The sequence below is a fragment of the Streptosporangium sp. NPDC050148 genome (assembly GCF_055586505.1).
On record NZ_JBVJIA010000012.1, the window covers coordinates 96,095 to 115,386 of the forward strand.

At 72.5% G+C, this 19,292-nt stretch carries 11 protein-coding genes; 5 read left to right on the forward strand and 6 right to left on the reverse strand.

Annotated elements, in window-relative coordinates; genetic code table 11:
- The first annotated feature begins 28 nt into the window (after positions 1-28).
- Positions 29-340, forward strand: coding sequence for a helix-turn-helix domain-containing protein (locus ACZ6RT_RS15920; protein ID WP_399185884.1), 312 nt, complete (start codon positions 29-31; stop codon positions 338-340).
- A gap of 162 nt (positions 341-502) precedes the next feature.
- Here ACZ6RT_RS15920 and ACZ6RT_RS15925 read toward each other — a convergent pair whose 3' ends face one another.
- The 3 genes from ACZ6RT_RS15925 to ACZ6RT_RS15935 are packed head-to-tail and all read right to left on the reverse strand — an operon-like array spanning position 503 to position 4,111.
- On the reverse strand, positions 503-1,402 hold the full coding sequence (locus ACZ6RT_RS15925) for a carbohydrate ABC transporter permease (protein ID WP_399185885.1): 900 nt from the start codon (positions 1,400-1,402) through the stop codon (positions 503-505).
- Complete coding sequence (locus tag ACZ6RT_RS15930) at positions 1,399-2,421, reverse strand: ABC transporter permease (RefSeq protein WP_470154164.1); 1,023 nt, start codon at positions 2,419-2,421, stop codon at positions 1,399-1,401. The genes ACZ6RT_RS15925 and ACZ6RT_RS15930 overlap by 4 nt, the downstream gene beginning before the upstream one ends.
- On the reverse strand, positions 2,414-4,111 hold the full coding sequence (locus ACZ6RT_RS15935) for an extracellular solute-binding protein (RefSeq protein WP_399185887.1): 1,698 nt from the start codon (positions 4,109-4,111) through the stop codon (positions 2,414-2,416). The genes ACZ6RT_RS15930 and ACZ6RT_RS15935 overlap by 8 nt, the downstream gene beginning before the upstream one ends.
- Positions 4,112-4,323: 212 nt before the next feature.
- Between ACZ6RT_RS15935 and ACZ6RT_RS15940 the strand changes: the two genes are divergently transcribed.
- The 3 genes from ACZ6RT_RS15940 (at position 4,324) to ACZ6RT_RS15950 (ending at position 9,522) form a co-directional block, all read left to right on the forward strand.
- Complete coding sequence (locus ACZ6RT_RS15940; protein ID WP_399185888.1) at positions 4,324-5,529, forward strand: ROK family transcriptional regulator; 1,206 nt, start codon at positions 4,324-4,326, stop codon at positions 5,527-5,529.
- A 181-nt stretch (positions 5,530-5,710) separates the two neighbouring features.
- A complete protein-coding gene (locus ACZ6RT_RS15945; protein ID WP_399185889.1) occupies positions 5,711-8,521 on the forward strand; it encodes a glycoside hydrolase family 3 C-terminal domain-containing protein in 2,811 nt (936 codons plus the stop codon).
- Entirely contained in the window at positions 8,518-9,522 is a 1,005-nt protein-coding gene (locus ACZ6RT_RS15950; RefSeq protein ID WP_399185890.1) for a LacI family DNA-binding transcriptional regulator, read from the forward strand. The genes ACZ6RT_RS15945 and ACZ6RT_RS15950 overlap by 4 nt, the downstream gene beginning before the upstream one ends.
- 251 nt (positions 9,523-9,773) lie before the next feature.
- On the opposite strand, the gene ACZ6RT_RS15955 is transcribed toward ACZ6RT_RS15950, so the two are convergent.
- Together ACZ6RT_RS15955 and ACZ6RT_RS15960 are read right to left on the reverse strand one after the other, a co-directional pair.
- Positions 9,774-11,117 carry a hypothetical protein gene (locus ACZ6RT_RS15955; RefSeq protein ID WP_399185891.1) on the reverse strand — a complete coding sequence of 448 codons (1,344 nt, stop codon included), beginning with the start codon at positions 11,115-11,117 and terminating at the stop codon, positions 9,774-9,776.
- 326 nt (positions 11,118-11,443) lie between these two features.
- Positions 11,444-13,210 carry an acetyl/propionyl/methylcrotonyl-CoA carboxylase subunit alpha gene (locus ACZ6RT_RS15960; RefSeq protein WP_470154168.1) on the reverse strand — a complete coding sequence of 589 codons (1,767 nt, stop codon included), beginning with the start codon at positions 13,208-13,210 and terminating at the stop codon, positions 11,444-11,446.
- 399 nt (positions 13,211-13,609) lie between these two features.
- Between ACZ6RT_RS15960 and ACZ6RT_RS15965 the strand changes: the two genes are divergently transcribed.
- The gene (locus ACZ6RT_RS15965) at positions 13,610-13,882 is read left to right on the forward strand and encodes a WXG100 family type VII secretion target (protein ID WP_344889587.1); all 273 of its coding nucleotides are present in this window, start codon (positions 13,610-13,612) and stop codon (positions 13,880-13,882) included.
- Between the two features lie 211 nt (positions 13,883-14,093).
- Here the strand turns inward: ACZ6RT_RS15965 and ACZ6RT_RS15970 are convergent, their stop codons facing one another.
- The gene (locus ACZ6RT_RS15970; protein ID WP_470154170.1) at positions 14,094-18,788 is read right to left on the reverse strand and encodes an FtsK/SpoIIIE domain-containing protein; all 4,695 of its coding nucleotides are present in this window, start codon (positions 18,786-18,788) and stop codon (positions 14,094-14,096) included.
- Positions 18,789-19,292 lie beyond the last annotated feature (504 nt).

Genomic DNA, 19,292 nt, shown 5'->3' on the forward strand with positions numbered 1-19,292 from the left:
ACCCTTCCGCGTTTCAAGAGAGGGAACCATGATGGCCCGCCTGCCCTTCGACGACGAGCACGCCCCCCTGTACTCGGTCGGCCAGGTCGCCGACATGCTCAACGTCGAGCAGGCATTCCTGCGTCGTCTCGACGAGCACGATGTGGTCCGCCCGGCCCGTTCCAGCGGCGGCCAGCGCCGCTACACCCGTCACGAGATCGGTGATCTCCAGGACGCCATCCGGCTGGTCGGCGAGGGCATGACGCTCGCCGCGATCCGACGGATCTTCGCGCTCCAGCAGCAGGTCCGCGAGCTGGAGGAGGAACTGGCCAGGGAGCGGGAGGCACGCTCGGGGGGTTGACCCGGGGCCCGGCCACGCGCCGGGCCCACCCGGTCCCCGGGTCCCCGGGTTGTGACCGGCCGGGAAACCCGTGCGGGGCCCGCCATGATCCGCCCGCCGAGACCCGCCCGTCAGGGAGCGTCGGTCAAGGCCGGTCCGAGAGGCCCGTTCGACGAAAGCCGCTCAGCCCTTGATGGCCCCGATGATCACTCCCTTGGTGAGGTGCCGCTGGACGAACGGGTAGACGAACAGGATCGGCAGTAGCGCGACCACGACGATGGCCATCTGGATCGCCAGGCTCGGCGGCAGCGACTGGCCCGGGACCGTGCCGACGCCGGACTGGCCGACGACCAGGGACTGGCCCTGCAGCACGTACTGCCGCAGCACCACCTGCAGCGGCCACTTGGCGTTGTCGTTCAGGTAGAGGACGGCGTTGAAGAACGAGTTCCAGTAACCGACCGCGTAGAACAGCCCGATGACCGCGGTGACGCCCTTGGACATGGGCAGCACGATCTTCCGCAGGATGCTGAACTCGCTCGCGCCGTCGATGCGGGCGCTGTCGGAGACCTCCTCGGGGATGTTCATGAAGAACGCCCGCATCACCACCAGGTTGAAGGCGGTGACCGCGCCGGGCAGGATCAGCGCCCAGTACGTGTCGATCAGCCCCAGCGAGCTGACCAGCAGGTAGTTGGGGATCAGGCCCGGGCCGAACAGGAACGTCAGCAGCACCAGGAACAGCAGCGGCCGGTGCAGCAGCGAGCCGGGCCGCGACAGCCCGTAGGCGGCCAGCACGGTCACGGTCAGGCTGATCGCCGTGCCGACGAGGGTCACGCCCAGGCTGACCCCGACCGACCGCGTCACCACGCCCCCGGCGAACAGCTCCCGGTACGCGGCCAGCGAGAGCCCGCTCGGCTTGATGACCAGGCCGCCGGAGGCGGTCACCGCCTCCTGGGTGGACAGGCTGGTCAGCACGACCATGTAGATCGGGAAGAGCACCGAGGCGACGATGAGCGTCAGCAGGAGCCCCTTGAGGAGCCCGCCGACGCGGCTGGGCCGCTCGGCCCAGGGAGGAAGAGTCGTCATGATCGTTTGTAGATTCCCTGCTCGCCGAATCGGTGGGCGACCTTGTTGGCCACCAGGATCAGGATCAGTCCCACCAGCCCCTTCACCAGGCCGGCCGCGGCGCCGTAGCTCCACTCGCCGGTCAGCAGCGTGCGCCAGTACACGAAGGTGTCCAGCACCTCGGCCGCGTCCCGGCCGACCGCGTCGCGCTGCAGGAAGAACTGCTCGAAGCCGACGTTGAGCGCCTCGCCCAGGCGCAGGATCAGCAGCAGCACGATGACCGGGCGCAGGCCGGGCAGGGTGATGTGCCACATGCGCCGCCAGCGGCTCGCGCCGTCCACGGCCGCGGCCTCGTACAGGTTCTGGTTGATCGCGGCCAGCGCGGCCAGGAAGATGATCGTCCCCCAGCCGGCGTCCTTCCAGATCGTCTCCGCCGTGACCAGTGCGATGAAGGTGTCCGGGTTGGTCATCAGGTCGACGCCGTCGTAGCCGTTGTCGCGCAGCGTCTGCGACAGCAGGCCCGCCCCGCCGAACATCTGCTGGAAGAGCGTGACCACCAGCACCCACGAGAAGAAGTGCGGCATGTAGACGATGCCCTGGATGAACAGGCGCAGCCGGGGCCGCACCACGCTGTCCAGCAGGATGGCCAGCATGATCGGCACCGGGAAGTAGAAGATCAGCTGGAACGTGGTGATCGACAGGGTGTTGATCGTCGCGTCCCAGAAGCTGTCGTCGAACATCAGCCACTGGAAGTTGGTGAACCCCACCCAAGGGCTCTCGGCGACGCCCACGTACGGCGAGTAGCCCTGGAACGCGATCACGTTGCCGAGCAGCGGGACGTAGTGGAAGACGATCAGCAGGCCGACGGCGGGGAACGCCATCAGCAGCAGCTGCCAGTCACGTTTCAGCCGCGAGCGGAGCGGTTGCGGGCGCGTCCGTCTTGTCCTCGGGCCCCTTTTACGGACATCCTTGGAGGTGCCGGTGCCGGCGGGTGAGGTCAGGTCACCCGCCGGCCCGGTCTTCGTGTCGTCCCTAAGCACGGCCGTTTTCCTGCAGGACCTTCATGTAGAAGTCGCGGCCCTCGTTCCCGCCGTCCCGCTGCCACTCGGCGACGATCTGCTTGACGTCGCTCACCGGGCGCCGTCCGCGCATGATGTCGGTGAACTTGTCCTCGGTGGGCACCTGCAGGCCCGAGAGCTTCGACGGCCGCTGGATCCTGATCCCGTCGAAGGGGCCCTTCTCCAGGAAGGGGAAGGACGCGTTCTGCCACTCGACGTTGGCCTTGACCGCGTCAGGCCAGATCCAGTCCACGTACAGCGGGCGCCCGCCGAGGAAGCCGTAGGTGTAGGCGACCTCCTTGCGGCCCAGGTCGGTCGACTGCGGCACGTTCTTGTCGTCCCGGGTGAAGTGCTTGCCCTCCACGCCGAAGTTGGCCAGCTCGTACTCCTTGGTGCCGTACGGCGCCGCGCACCAGTTGAGGATGGAGAGGATCTCCGCCACCTTCTCCTTGGGCAGGCCCTTCTTCACGAAGGTGAAGATGCCGGCCGCGGTGCCGTGGTGCATGAGCGGCTTGCCGCCGTCGTGCGCGAAGACCGGGAAGGCGCCGATGTCGAAGGCGGGGTTCTTGGCGCGGTGCTGCTGCAGCAGTTCCTTCCAGGCGCCCAGGCCGTCGCGGTAGACGAGGATCTGCCCGGCCCCGATCAGGTCCTTTTCGTTGGAGCCCTTGCTGCTGACGACGCTGGGGTGGACCAGCCCGGCCTTGAAGACCTTCTGCATGAACTCCAGCATCAGCACGTACTCGGGCGTCTCGTACTTGTGCACGAGCTTGCCGCCCTCGTAGCGCCACTCCTGCGGGACGCGGAAGGTCGGCCACATCATCTCGTGGATGCTGCCGAACGCCCAGCGCTTGGCCTTGGCGTCGGTGATCTCCTTGCCCAGCTCGAACAGCTCGTCGGCGGACTTGGGGTTGGCGTTCCAGCCCTTGTCCTCGAAGATGTCCTTGCGGTAGAGCAGCGCGATCGGGTACGGCTCGGTCGGGAACGGCACCGCCATCAGCTTGTCGTTCCACACCGACCACTGCCACGCGGCCGTGGGCAGGTTGGCCAGCAGCGCGTACGGCTTGACCTTGTCGCCCTGCAGGTAGGGGGTCAGGTCCTCGAACGCCCTGTCGACGGCGGTGTTGAAGTCCGCCATCTTCTCGATCTCCCAGCTCGGGATGACCATGAGGTCGGGGACGTCGCCGGAGGCCAGGCGGGCGATCGCCTTGTCGGCGTAGACGGTGCCGTCGGTGATCTGGAACTCCACGGTGGAGCCGATGTCGGCGTTGACCGCCTGGAAGTAGGAGTTCTCCGACAGGCCGGGAGGGGGCGGGCCCCACAGCGGGGTCATGGCCTTGTACGTGCCGCCCTTGCCGGCCTTCTGGGTGAGCGCGGGGGCGGGGTCGGCCGGGTAGGAGGTGAAGCCGCCGCTGACGTCGGGGACGCCGGGCAGCGTGGAGACCGTGCCGGGCAGGTCGGGCTTGACGCCGGGGAAGGCGGTGTAGGTGGGGGTGAGGGTCGTCAGCTTGTCCGCCGCGGCGGCCTTCGCCCCGCCTCCGGCGCCGGGCCGGGGCCCTGCCGGTGCCGAGCACGCGCCCAGCAGTCCGCCGCCCGCGGTCATCGCGGCGGTGAGGCCCACCAGTCCGAGAAATCCGCGGCGGCTGGTCACGGCGCCCTTGGGAAGATCCTTCACGGGGCGCTCCCTTCGTTGTTCCGGGGTGGATCGGGGGTGTCGTGGGGAGAGGGTCCGGGGTAGAATTAGTTCGTCTGTTGACCAAACAAATTAGTCGAGGGTGGCCGCCGCCACAAGGGACCGCCGATCGCGGGCCACGGTGGAGCGATCACAGATTGGTGAACGATGGGGCATGATGGGGCCAGCCTGGCCGAGCGGGAGCGGGATTCACCTTGATCACATCAACGACCGACCCGCGGCCCGCCGACTTCGCCGACGTGCGGGCCACCAACCTCGCCGTGGTGCTGAGGTTCGTGCGCGGGAACGCGCCGTGCTCGCGGGCCGACATCGCGGCCTCCACCGGTCTGAACAAGGCGACCGTCTCCAGCCTGGTCGCCGACCTGATCGACCGCCGCCTGGTCCGGGAGACCGGCCTGACCGAGAACCGGGTCGGCCGCCCCGCCACGATGCTGGTGCTCGACGGCTCGCCGTACGCGGCGATCGGCATCGAGGTCAACGTCGACTACGTCACCGCGGTCGCGGTGGACCTGTCGGGGGAGAGGCTGCTGTCGTGGCGCAGGTCCTTCCCCGGCGCGGGCGGCACGGCCGGGCAGGCCATGGCCACCGTGGCCGGGATCGTCCGCCGGGTGGTGAGCCGGATGGCCAAGCAGGAGCGCCAGGTCCTCGGGCTGACCGTGGGCGTGCCGGGCCTGATCGGCGTCGACGGCGGCGTGCGCATCGCGCCCAACCTGGGCTGGCGCGACGCCGACCTGTGCGGTGACCTCACCAAGGCCCTGCGCGACCCGGGCTTCCCGGTCCAGGTCGACAACGACGCCAACCTCGCCGCGCTGGCCGAGCACCGCTTCGGGCCGCACGCCGGGACGGCCAACCTCGTCTACCTCACCGGTGAGATCGGGGTCGGTGCCGGGATCATCCTCGACGGGCGCCTTCGCCGTGGCGGTCAGGGCTACGGCGGGGAGATCGGCCACATCCAGCTCGACCCGCTCGGGGCCGAGTGCCGCTGCGGGCGGCTGGGCTGCCTGGAGGCCGTCGCCGGGATCGGCGCCGTGCTGGAGCACGCCGCGCTCTCGCCCGCCGAGGTCGAGGTGGAACTGGACGAGGTGGTACGGCTGGCCGGCGCGGGCGATCCCCGCACGCTCGACGTGCTCGCCTCGGTCGGGCGGAACCTGGGCAAGGGGGTGGCCGTGCTGGCCAACCTGATCAACCCCGAGGTGGTCATCCTGGGCGGCTACTACGTGCCGCTCGCCCCCTGGCTGCTGCCCGCGGTCGAGGCCGAGGTGCGGAGCCGCACGATCGCGCCCGAGGCCGGGGGCTGCCGGGTGGTGGCCTCCACCCTCGGCTACGGCGCCGCCGCGCTGGGAGGCGCCGCCAGGGTCCTGGATTCGGTGGATTCGGGTCGTTTGCCCCGCATCTCTTGACCCAGCGCTCACGGAAGGGCACCCTTCAGGGAAGCTCCGTTCGAAACACGCGCGTAACGAGCAGTGAAACGCGCGGTGACGGCCGGAGTTTTCCCGGACCGATTATCGAAGCGCTTCGACAGAGGCGTTCTTCGCGCAGGCCAGTCGAAGCGCTTCGACGCTCTCAGAGGGATGGTCCCCCATGACCGAACCGTTCCGTGACCCGGATCTGCCGCTCGCCACGCGCATCGCCGACCTGCGGGACCGGCTGACCCTGGCGGAGAAGGTCGCCCTGCTGCACCAGTACCAGCCGCCGGTGGAACGGCTCGGCCTCGCCCCGTTCCGCACCGGCACCGAGGCGCTGCACGGCCTGGCCTGGCTGGGACCGGCGACGGTGTTCCCCCAGGCGGTGGGGCTGGCAAGCACCTGGGACCCGGACCTGGTCAGGCGGGTCGGCGAGGCCACCGGCGACGAGGTCGTGGCCTTCCACCGCAAGGACCCGGCCGGGGCCGGGCTCAACGTCTGGGCGCCGGTGGTCAACCCGCTGCGCGACCCGCGCTGGGGCCGTAACGAGGAGGGCTACTCCGAGGACCCCTGGCTGACCGGGGTCATGGGGGAGGCGTACGCCTCCGGCCTTCGTGGGAGCGCTCCCAAGATCCTGAAGACCGCGCCCACCCTCAAGCACTTCCTGGGCTACAACAACGAGACCGACCGCTGCGTCACCTCCAGCGACCTGCCGCCCCGGGTGCTGCACGAGTACGAGCTCCCCGCCTACCGCCCGGCCCTGGCCTCCGGTGCCGCGGTCGCCGTGATGCCCTCCTACAACCTGGTCAACGGCCGCCCGGCCCACCTCAGCCCGCTGATCGCCCAGGTGCTGCGGGCCTGGGCGCCCGACGACGTCCTGGTGGTCAGCGACGCCTACGCGCCCGCCAACCTCACCGGCCTGCAGGCCTACCACGACGACCTGCCCGAGGCGTACGCCCACGCGGTCAAGGCCGGGCTGGACAGCTTCACCCAGGACGACGACCGGCCCGAGGCCACCCTGGGCCACCTGCACGCCGCCCTGGAGCGCGGCCTGCTCACCGAGGCCGACGTGGACGCGGCCGTGGGGCACGCCCTGTCGATCCGCTTCCGGCTGGGCGAGTTCGACCCGTCCACGCCGTACGACGACATCACCGAGGAGGTCGTCAACTGCCCCGAGCACCAGGCGCTGGCCCGCGAGGCCGCCCGGCGCTCCATCGTGCTGCTGCGCAACGACGGCCTGCTGCCGCTGACGCCCGGGACGCGCAGGATCGCGGTCATCGGCCAGCTCGGCGACACGCTCATGGAGGACTGGTACTCCGGGACGCTCCCGTACGCGGTCACCGCCCGCGCCGGGCTGGCCGGGCGGTGCGAGACCGTCTTCTGCGAGGCGGTGGACCGGATCACGCTCTCGGTGGACGGCGGCCACGTCGTGGCCGACCCGGACGGCGGCCCGCTGGGCATCGCCGCCGAGCCCGGCCTGTTCGACCTGTTCGACTGGGGCGGCGGCAGCTACGCACTGCGCTCGGTGACGACCGGCCGCCACCTGTCGATCGACGACGACGGCGTGCTGGTCAACGACCAGCCGGGACCCAACGGCTGGGAGGTGCGCCAGACCTTCCGCACCGAGGAGCGCCCGCGCGGCACCGTGGCGTTCCGGCACATCTCCACCGGCCGCTACCTCGCCCTGGAGAGCGAGCCGGATGCCCGCCTGGACGGCCGTCCGGGCGGCTCCCGCTTCCGCCTGGCCGACGACGCCGACGCCGCCGCCTGGATCACCCTGGAGACGGTGGTCAGCGGGGCCGAGGCCGCCGCCGCGCTCGCCGCGACCGCGGACGTGGCCGTGGTGGTCGTGGGGGACCACCCGCTGGTCAACGGCAGGGAGACCGAGGACCGCCTCGACCTGGAACTGCCCGCGGCCCAGCAGGCCGTGGTCAGGGCCGTGCGCGAGGCCAATCCCCGGACCGTGATGGTGATCAGCAGCGGCTACCCGGTGACCTGGGAGGGCGACGACCCGCCCGCGGTGCTCTGGTCCTCGCACGGGGGCCAGGAGTACGGGCACGCGCTGGCCGAGGTGCTGTTCGGCGACGCCGACCCCGAGGGACGGCTCACCCAGACCTGGTACCGCTCGGCGTGCGAGCTGCCCGACCTGCTCGACTACGACATCATCGCCTCGGACGCGACCTACCAGTACTTCCGCGGCACCCCGCTCTACCCCTTCGGCCACGGCCTGAGCTACACCGACTTCGACTACTCCGACCTGGAGGTCGAGGTCACCGGCGGACGGCTGGTCGCCTCGGCCACCGTCGCCAACACCGGGTCCCGACCCGGCGTGGAGGTCGTCCAGATCTACACCCGCCAGCGGCGCTCCCGGGTCAAGCAGGCGCTGCGGCGGCTGCGCGGCTTCGTCAAGGTGCGGCTCGACCCCGGCCAGAGCACCCGGATCGACTGGGACCTCGACATCCGGGAGCTGGCCTTCTGGGACGTGGTCGGGAACCGGTTCGTCGTGGAGGACGCCCCCCACAAGATCATGATCGGCCGGTCCGCGCGCGACATCCGGCTCTGCGCGTCCTTCCACGTCGAGGGCGAGCACATCGGCCCGCGCGACGCCTTCGCGGCCCCGATCCCGGCGGTGGACCACGACGAGTACGACTCGGTCTCCTTCGTGGACGCCTCCCGGGTCTCCGGCGACGCGGTGCGCTCCACCGCGGAGGGGGCGTGGATCGTGTTCCGCTCGGTGGACCTGGGCGCCGGGGCCGCCTCCTGCTCGGTCCTGGCCACCAGCGTCGAGGGCGGCGTGATCACCCTGCGCCTGGACGACCCCCTCTACGGGCCCGTCGTCGGCGACCTCCCCGTCCCCCGCGCAGGCCGCTACGACCTCACCGAGGTACGCGGCGGACTTGCGGAGGCCGAGGGAGTCCACGATCTTTATCTGGTGTTCGAGAACGCGGGGATCACCGTGGCCACGCTGAGCCTCTGCGAGGCCGCGTGAGCGAGCGGGCCGTCACCATCAGCGAGGTCGCCCGGCACGCGGGGGTGGCGGTGAGCACGGTCTCGTACGTGCTCAGCGGGAAACGCGCGATCTCTGCCGACACCCGGCGCCGGGTGCTCGACAGCGTCCGGGTGCTGGGCTACCACCCCAACGCCGGGGCGCGGGCGCTGGCCAGCAGGCGCTCCAACGTCATCGCCCTGGTGCTGCCGCTCCGGGTGGGGATGCACGTCCCGGTGCTCATGCAGTTCGCCACCTCGGTGGTCACCGAGGCCCGGCGCTACGACCACGACGTGCTGCTGCTGACCGCGGACGAGGGGTCGGACGGGTTGCGCAGGGCGGCGGCGAGCGCCCTGGTGGACGGGCTGGTCCTGATGGACGTGGAGCTCCACGACAGCCGGGTGCCGCTGCTCAAGGACCTGGCCGAGCCCAGCGTGCTGATCGGGTTCCCCTCCGACTCGGCGGGCCTGACCTGCGTCGACCTCGACTTCGCGCGGGCCGGGGCGCTCTGCGTGGAGCACCTGGCCGAGCGCGGGCACCGCGAGATCGCGCTGCTCGGCGCCCCCTCGGTCGTCTACGACCGGGGCACCGGGTTCGCCCGGCGCACCCGGGAGGGGTTCGCGGTCGCCATGGCCGAGACCGGGCTGGCCGGCGTGGCCCTGCCCTGCGAAGAGGACTTCGACCGGGTCTGTGCCGCGATCACCGGCCTGCTGGAGGCCAGGCCGGGCCTGTCCGGGCTGGTCGTGCACAACGAGGCCGCGGTCAACCACGTGCTCGGGGCACTGCGCCAGAGCGGCCGGCGGGTGCCGGACGACATCGCGGTGGTGGCGATCTGCCCGGACGACATCGCGGAACGCTCCAGCCCGCCGCTGACCTCGGTGCTGATCCCGGCCGAGGAGGTGGGCCGCCAGGCGGTACGGCTGCTGATGGAGAAACTGGAGGGCCGCGCCGTCCCTGACGGGACCCTGCTCCAGCCCCGGCTGACCGTACGCGCCAGCACCTGAGAGACCGGCCTCGGTGAGGACCGGCCCCTGACGGCCCGCGCGAGCCCGGTCACCCCGCCGGGCGTCTGCGCGGACGCCCGCCAGGACGACGGTGGGCGCCGCTCCCCGATGTCATGCCGACGGCGGGCGCCCCCCCTGGGAAGGGGACGCCCGCCGTCGTCTTCTCGATCTTCTCCGACGGTCCGGAGACCGGTGGCCCGCCGTGGCGGTCACCGGCCTCCCGGCCGGAGGTCCGTGCCGGTGATCAGGGTCTACCAGTCGCCGCCACCGAAGTCGCCACCGCCGAAGTCGCCTCCGCCGCCGAAGTCGCCCCAGCCCCCGCCGCCGAAGTCGCCTCCGCCGCCGAAGTCGGTGCCCGCGGCCTGGTCGCCGCCGCCGTAGCCGCCGTAGCCGAAGCCACCGCTCATCATGCTGCCCATCATGGTGCCGACCATCATGCCGGTCATGACGTCGCCGAAGCCGCCGTAGTAGCCGTAGGCGTAGGGCTGGTAGGCCGGTCCCGCATCGTAGTACGGGCGGCGCTGGCCGTTGACCATGACCTCGCGGGTCTGGGGCTCGAAGCCGCGCTCGACGGCCTCGGCGTCGGCCGCGCAGGCGGGCACGTCGCGCAGCGCGCCACCGGGCGGGGCCCAGCGCACGTCACGGATCGAGGGGCCGTGCTGCGGGTTGAAGAAGCACGGCGAGCGCCGCTCGGGCAGCGGCAGGTGGTTGACGCGCGCCTTCACGCAGGCGAGGGCGTAGCGGCCCTCCTCCAGCGCGGTGGTCACGCCGCGGAGCTCGTCGGGGCGCTTGACCGCCGCCAGCTCCGTCTTGGCCCGGTCGTAGGAGTCGAGGGCGCGCTGCCAGTCCTGCTGGTGGTCGGCGCCGTCGTTGAGGAGCTTGACGTCGGTGTCGAGCTCGGTGATCTCCTCGCCGAACTTGGTGACGTCCTCGTCCACGGTCTGCTTGACCGCGGCCAGCTCGGCGGCCTCGCGGGTCTCGCGCTCCTTCTTCTTCTTACGGGAGTAGAAGAAGAGACCGCCACCGCCGGCCAGGGCCAGCACGAGGAGGCCGACCAGCACGCCGGCGCCGGAGCCGCCCGAGGAGCGGGAGCCGGAGGAGGCGGGGGCGCCACCGGAGACGGCGGCGTCGTTCGCCAGCTTGACGAAGTTGATCACGTTGTCGGTCGGGCTGCCGGTGGTCTTGGCCCGGCCGAGCAGCTCGTCGACGTCGACGCCCCTGATGTTCGTCACGCCGAACGGGGTCTTACCGCTCATCACCAGGACGGTGGACTTGGGCCCGACGCTCTTGAGGGTCGAGCTCAGCAGGGTCCTCGCCTGGGACTGGCTGGTGATCGCTCCCTGGGGGAGCATGGCGACGTAGACGGAGGACGTCTGATCCGCCGCGTCACGCATGGCGTTCGCGGCGTTCTCGGGGATGCCCGCCGCCGGATCGAGGTAGAAGTTGTCGCCGTCCTTGAGGCCCGAGGCGATCACACCGGGGTCCGGTGCCGCGGCGTGGGCCGCCGGGGCGATCATGAACATGGCCAGGAGCCCGGCGAACACCGCCACGAGCGTGGCACTGAAACGACCTAGCGCGGCTTTTGTGATGGTCACGGCAGAAAGCCTCCTTCGTCCTGAAGACGAATGGGCGGACGTCAGAGTTCCCACGTAGTTCCCTAGTCGTGCCCTCGTAGTTCGGTCGTGGCCTCGTAGTTTCCTACGTCTCTCGACCGTATCCCCTTCGTACCCGAGGTGAGCGCCATGGTGCGTGATCGTCCCCGTCGCCCTGTCTCCTCCCCGCGCCCCCTGCCCCGAACGCGGGCTCCCATGCCTGTGGGAACCCGCGGTCCCGCCCGGGCCCGACGGGAACGCACGTCCGGGCCCCCGGGGGCCCGGGGCTCCGCGGGCCTCGTCCAGGGCCCGGGGGCGCCGGAAGCCCCTCAGGCGTCCTTGATCTCGCAGATCACGGCCCCAGAGGTGACCGTCTGGCCGACCTGCGCCGCCAGCCCGGTGACGGTGCCGGCCCGGTGCGCGGCGATCGGCTGTTCCATCTTCATCGCCTCCAGCACGACCACGGTGTCGCCGGCCGCCACGGTGTCGCCGTCGGCGGCCACGACCTTGACGATCGTCCCCTGCATCGGGCTGACCAGCGATTCGCCGCTCGTGGCCTTCCCGGCCGTCCCGCCCCGGTTCCGGCGCGGGGCCCTCGGCGTGCTCCGTCCGGCGCCCGCGCCCGCTCCGGCGCCCGAGGCGGCGAACCCCGCGGGGAGCACCACCTCCAGCCGCTTGCCGCCCACCTCGACGGTGATCCGCTCCCGCTCGGCCGGCTCCCCGTCCGGGCCGGTCTCCCCCTCGTACGGCGGGATCGTGCCCGCGAACTCGGTCTCGATCCAGCGGGTGTGCACCGAGAACGGCTCGCCGGTGAACGCGGGGTCACCGACCACGGCCCGGTGGAAGGGGATCACGGTCGGCATGCCGCCGACCTCGAACTCGGCCAGCGCCCGGCGCGAGCGTTCCAGGGCCTGCTCCCGGGTGGCGCCGGTCACGATCAGCTTGGCGATCAGGGAGTCGAAGGACTGCGGCACGGTCATGCCGGCCTCGTACCCGGAGTCCAGGCGCACGCCGGGGCCGGACGGGACGCTCAGGCGGGTGATCGTGCCCGGGGCGGGCAGGAAACCGCGGCCCGCGTCCTCGGCGTTGATCCGGAACTCGATCGAGTGACCGCGCGGCACGGGGTCGTCGTAGCCGAGCTCCTCGCCGTCGGCGATCCGGAACATCTCCCGTACCAGGTCGATGCCGGAGACCTCCTCGGTCACCGGGTGCTCGACCTGCAGGCGGGTGTTGACCTCCAGGAAGGAGATCGTCCCGTCCTGTCCCACCAGGAACTCGCAGGTGCCCGCGCCCACGTAGCCCGCCTCGCGCAGGATCGCCTTGGAGCTGGTGTGCAGCAGGTCGATCTGCTCGGGCGTCAGGAACGGCGCCGGGGCCTCCTCGACGAGCTTCTGGTGGCGGCGCTGGAGCGAGCAGTCCCGGGTGGAGACCACGACCACGCCGCCGTGGGCGTCGGCCAGGCACTGGGTCTCCACGTGCCGGGGACGGTCCAGGTAGCGCTCGACGAAGCACTCGCCCCTGCCGAACGCGGTGACGGCCTCGCGCACCGCCGACTCGTACAGCTCGGGGATCTCCTCGATCGTGCGGGCCACCTTGAGGCCGCGCCCGCCACCGCCGTAGGCGGCCTTGATCGCGATCGGCAGGCCGTGCTCGGCCGCGAAGGCGACGACCTCCTCGCTGCCGGAGACCGGGTCCGGGGTTCCGGCCACCAGCGGGGCGCCGACCTTCTGGGCGATGTGACGGGCCTGCACCTTGTCGCCGAGCGCGACGATCGCGGCCGGGGGCGGGCCGATCCAGGTCAGTCCCGCGTCGATCACGGCCTGGGCGAAGTCCGCGTTCTCGGCGAGGAAGCCGTACCCGGGGTGGACGGCGTCCGCCCCGGTCTCGGCGGCGATCCGCAGCAGCTTGCCGATGTCGAGGTAGGTCTCCGCGGGCGTCCGCCCGCCGAGCGCGTGTGCCTCGTCCGCGACCCGGACATGGAGCGAGTCCAGGTCCTGGTCGGCGTAGACGGCGACGCCGGCCAGCCCGGCGTCCTTGCACGCGCGTGCGATCCGCACCGCGATCTCACCACGATTGGCGATCAGGACCTTGTGCACCGAGGTCGTTCCCTTCAGTACGTACGGACAGAAGGCTGGCGGGCCTCCAACGGAGTGTAGGCGCACCCTGATCACCCGGCGGCGATGGGGCGCCTGCCCGGCCGGGTGGGCGCCGCCGTCGACGCGCACGACCCGGCCGGATCGTCACCCGGTCGCTCCGGGCGGCGGACGTCTCCGCGACGGCGTGACCGATACCGGTTCCCCCGCCCGTCACCACGATCCCACCCACCGCCGATAACTCCCTGCTTCACGAAAAATAGGGATAATGAAGAACGTTAGCCTCTCGGCAACGACGGGAACGTCCATATCCGCTCGGTATAACCCGGATCCCATGTGATCCATTCGCCTATCGTGATTTCGTTTGGTCACCGTCCCGACACTGATCCGAAGGAGACTGGCATGAGCCAGAACTTGCTCGGCGGCAATCCCGCGGAAATGCAGCAGATGGCCACCCAGTTCACCCAGCAGGCCGACCAGGTCAGGGCCACGGTGGCCGCGCTGGACCGCGAGGCCGCGAAAGTCGGGACCGCCTGGACGGGGCCCGGTGCCCAGCGTTTCGGCGAGGCGTGGCAGAACTACCGCGCCGCGTTCCAGCGCATGTCCGAGGAGCTCGCCGAGGCCTCCAGGGTCATCAACACCTACCGCGGCAACATCGAGTCCGCGACGCGCTAGAGGAACGGCCGGGACGCCCCGGTCCTGGAGGAGACGCCTTCGAGGACCGGGGCGTTTCCATGCGCGGCCCCGCCCGCGTGCCCCGGCCCGTCCGTGCGGCCCCGTCCGAGCGGCCTCGTCCGAGTGCGGCCCCGCACAGGCCGTCCGTGCGCGGTCCGTCCGGGTACGGCCGTCCGTGCGCGGCCCGGTCAGGGCCGGGCCTGCGCCGTCCTCACGTGACGGCGGCCTGGACGGGGGTCACCGAGCCCGCGGTCACCAGCAGGCCGCGTCCCGGGGGGCCGCCGACCGCGCCGCGGGGCAGGCGGACGGTGAACAGGTCGCCGTCGGCCGGGCTCTGCACCGAGAGCAGCAGGCCGGTACGGCCCTTGCGGGCCTCGGCCGCGAACCCCCGGTAGGCGGTGGTCAGGTCACCGGTGGTACCACCGACGATCATGCCGTGCTCGCCGTCCCTGCCGCTGCGCAGCACCTCCTCCAGCGCGGTGCCCAGGGGCGAGTCGGCGGAGATCAGCTCGGCGTCGTCGACGACCACGACGTAGCGGTCGTGCCCGGCGACGGCCCCGTGCAGATCCCCGCCCGCGTCCAGCACGGCCAGCACGCCCGGTGTGTCGACCAGCGTGCACAGCGGGCTGCGGCGGGGCGTGACCAGGACCGCGGGCGTGCCCTGGGACAGCAGAGAGTGGGTGGCGGTCAGCAGCGTCGTGGACCTGCCCGACCTGGGCGGGCCCGCGACGACCGCGGCCGGGCCGTGGGCGAGCAGGTCGATCCCGAGCGGGGCCAGCGAGTCGCCCCCCACCCCGAGCAGCGCCCACAGCGGGGACGGCGGCCGGAAGGCGGGCGCGAGGTCCATGGCCTGCGCCGCGGTGACGCGCATCGGCAGTGCGTCCACCCGCATCGGCGGATCACCGGTGATCTCCGGGGCCGAGCGGGCCAGCGCCTGGAGCGCGGCGACCTGGGCAGGGCCCGAGGGGTCCTCGCACAGAAGCGCGATCTGGCTCTCGGTCGTGCCGTGCTCCCCGCCGGACAGCGCCCGGCCGGGCGCGATGGTGGCGGGCAGGTTTTTGACGGGCAGCCCGGCCAGCCCGTAGTCGGTGGGGTCGGCCAGCCGGAGGATGAGCCGGTCGTCGAAGACCGTGGAGATCTGCCCGATCAGCGCGGACCGGTCACCGGTCACCACCGCCCGCAGGCCGACCGCCGGGCCCTCCCGCAGCAGCTGCATCAGCGCCTCGATCAGCCGCCCGTAGTCGTAGGCCTCGAACGCGGCGACGAACCCCTCCCAGCGGTCGAGCATCAGCACCAGCCACGGCAGCCGGGGACCGTCGGCGGCGCGGAGCTCGGCCAGCGAGGCGTACCCGGCCTCGGCCAGGAGCTGCTGGCGCCGTCCCACCTCGGCGCGGAGCCGGGCCAGCAGCCGTTCCACCCGGTCGAGCTGGTCGCGGGTGACCACCGCCCCGCAGTGCGGCATCGCCACCAGGGGGAGCAGCGCCCCCGAGCCGCAGTCGATCGCGTGCAGGTGCACGTCGTCGGGGGAGGCGCCCGCGGCGATCGATCCGGCCAGCGTGCGCAGCGCCGTGGACCGCCCGCTGCGCGGGGCGCCGGCGACGAGCAGGTGCCCGCCGTGGGCCAGGTCGAGCGTCAGCGCCCGGCGGTCCTGCGCCCAGGGCAGGTCGGTGACCCCGAAGGCCAGCGGCGCCACCTCCTCGACCCCCGGCCGGTAGGGCAGCCCGCCGTTCGGCGGTCCGCCGTTCACGAAGCCGCCGGACCGGTCCCCGCCGGACCGGTCCCCGGTTGCTCGGTCTCCGGCGGGCGGGACGAGGCCGGGGACGGTCACCAGGTCGGGGAGCGGCTCCAGCCACGGGCTGGGCTGCTCGGCCACCCCGGCCACCCGGGCGGCCTCCACCAGCGCGTCGACGAGCAGCGACAGGTCGGTGACGTGGCCGCTCTCGGACCCGGCCTGGACCGGCCTGGGCCGTCCCAGGTCGTGCCAGCCGACCTCGCTCACCCGTACCCGGCTCTCCCCGCCCGAGGCGCCGGGGCTGCGGCCGCCGATCCGCGCGGCCTGCACGCCCGTCGCCGCGCCCGCCCCGGACTTCACGTAACACCGTCCCGGCACGGACTTGGGGATGTACGAGGCGTCGGGACGGCCGATGACGTCGGCGGACTCGGCGGACTCGGTGACGCGCAGCGCGATCCGCAGGGAGGTGTTGGCCTGGATGTCGGCGGTCACCACACCGCCGGGCCGCTGGGTGGCGAGGATCAGGTGGATGCCGAGCGAGCGCCCCCGCCTGGCGATGTCGACCAGCCCGGTCATGAAGTCCGGCAGCTCGCTGACCATGGCCGCGAACTCGTCGATGACCAGGACCAGCCTGGGCAGCGGCGCCGGGGGCTCCAGGGCCGCCGGGGACGCCGAGAACGCCGAGGACGCCGTGGACGCCGTGGACGCCGAGGACGCGCCGCGCCCGCGCAGCGGCCTGACCGGTGCGCCGCCCCCGGCGACGAGCAGGTCGCGGGAGGCGCGGGCGGTACGGGCGTCGCGCAGCTCGTGGTAGTCCTCGATGTCCTTGGCCCCTGCGGCCAGCAGCAGGCGCTCGCGGCGGCGGATCTCCGCGGCCAGGGAGGCCAGGGCCCGCTGGGTCAGGTGGCCGTCCAGGTCGCTGACCATGCCCACCGTGTGCGGCAGCCGCACGCACTCCTTGAACGCGGCGCCGCCCTTATAGTCGATCAGCACGAACGTCATCTCGTCCGGCCGGTTGGCCACCGCCAGCGAGCAGATCAGGGTCTGCAGCAGCTCCGACTTGCCCGCGCCGGTGGTGCCCGCGATCAGGGCGTGCGGCCCGTCCCGGCTCAGGTCGACCGAGAACGGCCCCTCGGGACCCACCCCGATGACGGCCTCGGTCGTCCGTCCCCAGCGTCCGGCCAGGTCGGAGCCTGACAGCGAGGGCAGCCCCAGCAGGTCGAGCAGCCGCGCGGAGTCGGGCAGCGCCAGGCCCGCGTCGTCGCGGCTGACGTCGCGGATGGGTGAGAGCGAGCGGGCCAGCCGGTCGCACCAGGCGGCGCCCACCTGGTCGGCCAGGATCTCGCCGAGGTGGTCCAGGCCGCCGCCGCGCAGCCGCAGCGTGCCGTCGGCCTCCGCCGCGGCGACGGTGACGCACTCCTCGGGCAGCAGCCGCTGGTCGCCGTCGATCGCCAGCGTGTACACGCCCGCGCGGGGGCCCCGGCGTAGCACCTGCGGCATGCCCGGCAGGGCGCGCAGCATCTGCGCGCCGTCCAGCACCACCAGCACGTCGTAGGGACGCTCGTCGTAGACGGGCGCGGCGTACGGCTGCCCGGCGCCGTCGTCCCCGGCGCCGCCGAGGTCGCCCCAGCCGGTCGGGATGCGGCCCAGCCTGGCCGCGGTACCGGTCGCGGCCTCGTCGCCGAGGCGTTCGTCGATCATCGCGGCCAGCTCGGCCACCCGGCGGGCCGCGGCCTCGGGGTCGGCGCCGACCAGGGCCACGCAGTCCTCGCCGCCGCGCGGGGCGCAGTGCGGCAGCCAGCGGACCCAGTCCCAGCGTTCCTGCCCGTCGCCGTGCGCCGACAGCACGACGATCGCCAGGTCACGCGGGCTGTGCAGGGCGGCGGCCTGGCCGACCAGCCAGCGCGCCACCCCGGCCGTGACCTGCCGGGGCCCGGTCAGGCCCGCGACGCCCAGGCGGCGCATGGCCAGCGCCACCGGCACCGCGTGGCAGAGCGGCGGCTCGGGGAGCGGCGCGTCGACCGCCGCGGAGCGCTCGGCGGCGAACTCCAGCTCGGCGGGCAGGTCGGCCAGGCCGAGGCGCAGGCGCAGCGCGTCGGGGTCGTGGTCGCGCCGCTCCCACAGCCGCCGCCGCGGGCCGGTCACGGTGAGCAGCACCTCGGCGGGGTCGGGGGCGGCGGCGCGGCGGGCGGCCTCGTCCTCGGCGCGGGCGCGCTCCACGGCCGCCTCGAACCCCTTCATCCGCTCCCTGTACAGCTTGAGCTCCTGGCGGTACTGCTTGCGGCCGTGCCGGCGGTCGCTCCACCACTGACCGATCATGATCAGCGGCGTCATCAGCGCGAACAGCAGGAAGTACGGGGTCTTCAGGGCGATGGCCATGCCCACGCCCAGCACGGCAGGCAGGAACGCGGTCAGCAGCTGCAGCCGCATGGTCTCGGCCCGCTTCGGCTCGGCCGGGACCTCGAAGCGGCGCGTGCCGCCCGGCGGCCGGAACCTGGGCGGCCGGTTGTAGGCCAGCCCGCCGTCCGGCTGCGCGTCCAGGTGCGCGTCGGGAGGCTCGACCGCCCGCAGGGTCAGCACGGTCCCCCCGCAGCTCAGCACCGCGTGCTCGGGCCAGGCGAGCGGCTCGGAGACCGGGTCGCGGTCCAGCAGGGGCACGGGCCCGTTCTCCTCGGCGGGCTCGACGGTGATGGCGTCCGGGGTGAGCCGGACCACCGCCGCCCGCGCGGGCAGCCGGGGATCGGCCACGGAGACCGAGCAGGCGGGGTCGGAGCCGACGGTGTGCACGCCCAGGCTGAGGCGGTGCACGGACCCGGCCGCGGGCCCGCCGACGACCCGGATCTCCACGATCCCGCCCGGCTCCTCGGCGACCGTGGCCGTCGCCAGGGAGCGGTCGAGGGTGACCAGGTCGCCGTCGCGGAGCAGGCCGAGCACGGGCACGGACGGGTCGAGGGGACGGCCCTCCAGCCAGAGCGGCGGCGGCTCGGACCCGCCCGGATCGCGGCCCAGCCCGTACGGGGCCCTGCTGCGCGTCAGCCGCACCACGTTGCTCGGCCGCTCGCCGCCCTGCCCCGCCAGGGACTCGGCGAGCCGTGCCACCGTGGTCGTCTCGTCGCCCTCGACCACGATGTCGCGGTCGGCGTGCTCGCCGAGCACGGTGAGCATGATCCGCATCGCCGCTCTCCTCGGGTCAGGCCCTGGATCTACCGTACAGAGTGGAAACCGTCTCGCAGAGGGTGTTCGCGGCAATGTCATGGCACGCGGGCTGGTATGTGGAAAACGTCCCCGCCTGTGGACAACCGCCGGTGGGCGCCGGGCCGTCATGCCGGTCCACGTGGGCGTTCCGTCTCCCGGAGGCGTCCGGTCGCCGTCCCGTCACGGGGGCGAGGCTGTGGAAAACCTGTTCGGAGAGTCGGGTCCTTCCACACCCGTACCGTCCCGGTCCCCAGGTGGGGAGGGGGTCCGGTGGTGCCGCGTCCGGGTGGCGGGTCGTCCCCGCGGGAGGGGGCGCGGGAGAAGGCCGTGAACAGGGGATGTGAAGGTGTGGGGCACAGCAGGTAATGCCCGCTGTAAATGCCGGGACGATTGTTACAGGAGTTGATTACCGTCCTTATCACCCAAATAAGTCTCGTGTCATCTAGCGGAACCGCTACTTTCTTCTGAAGTGACGTTGACAGA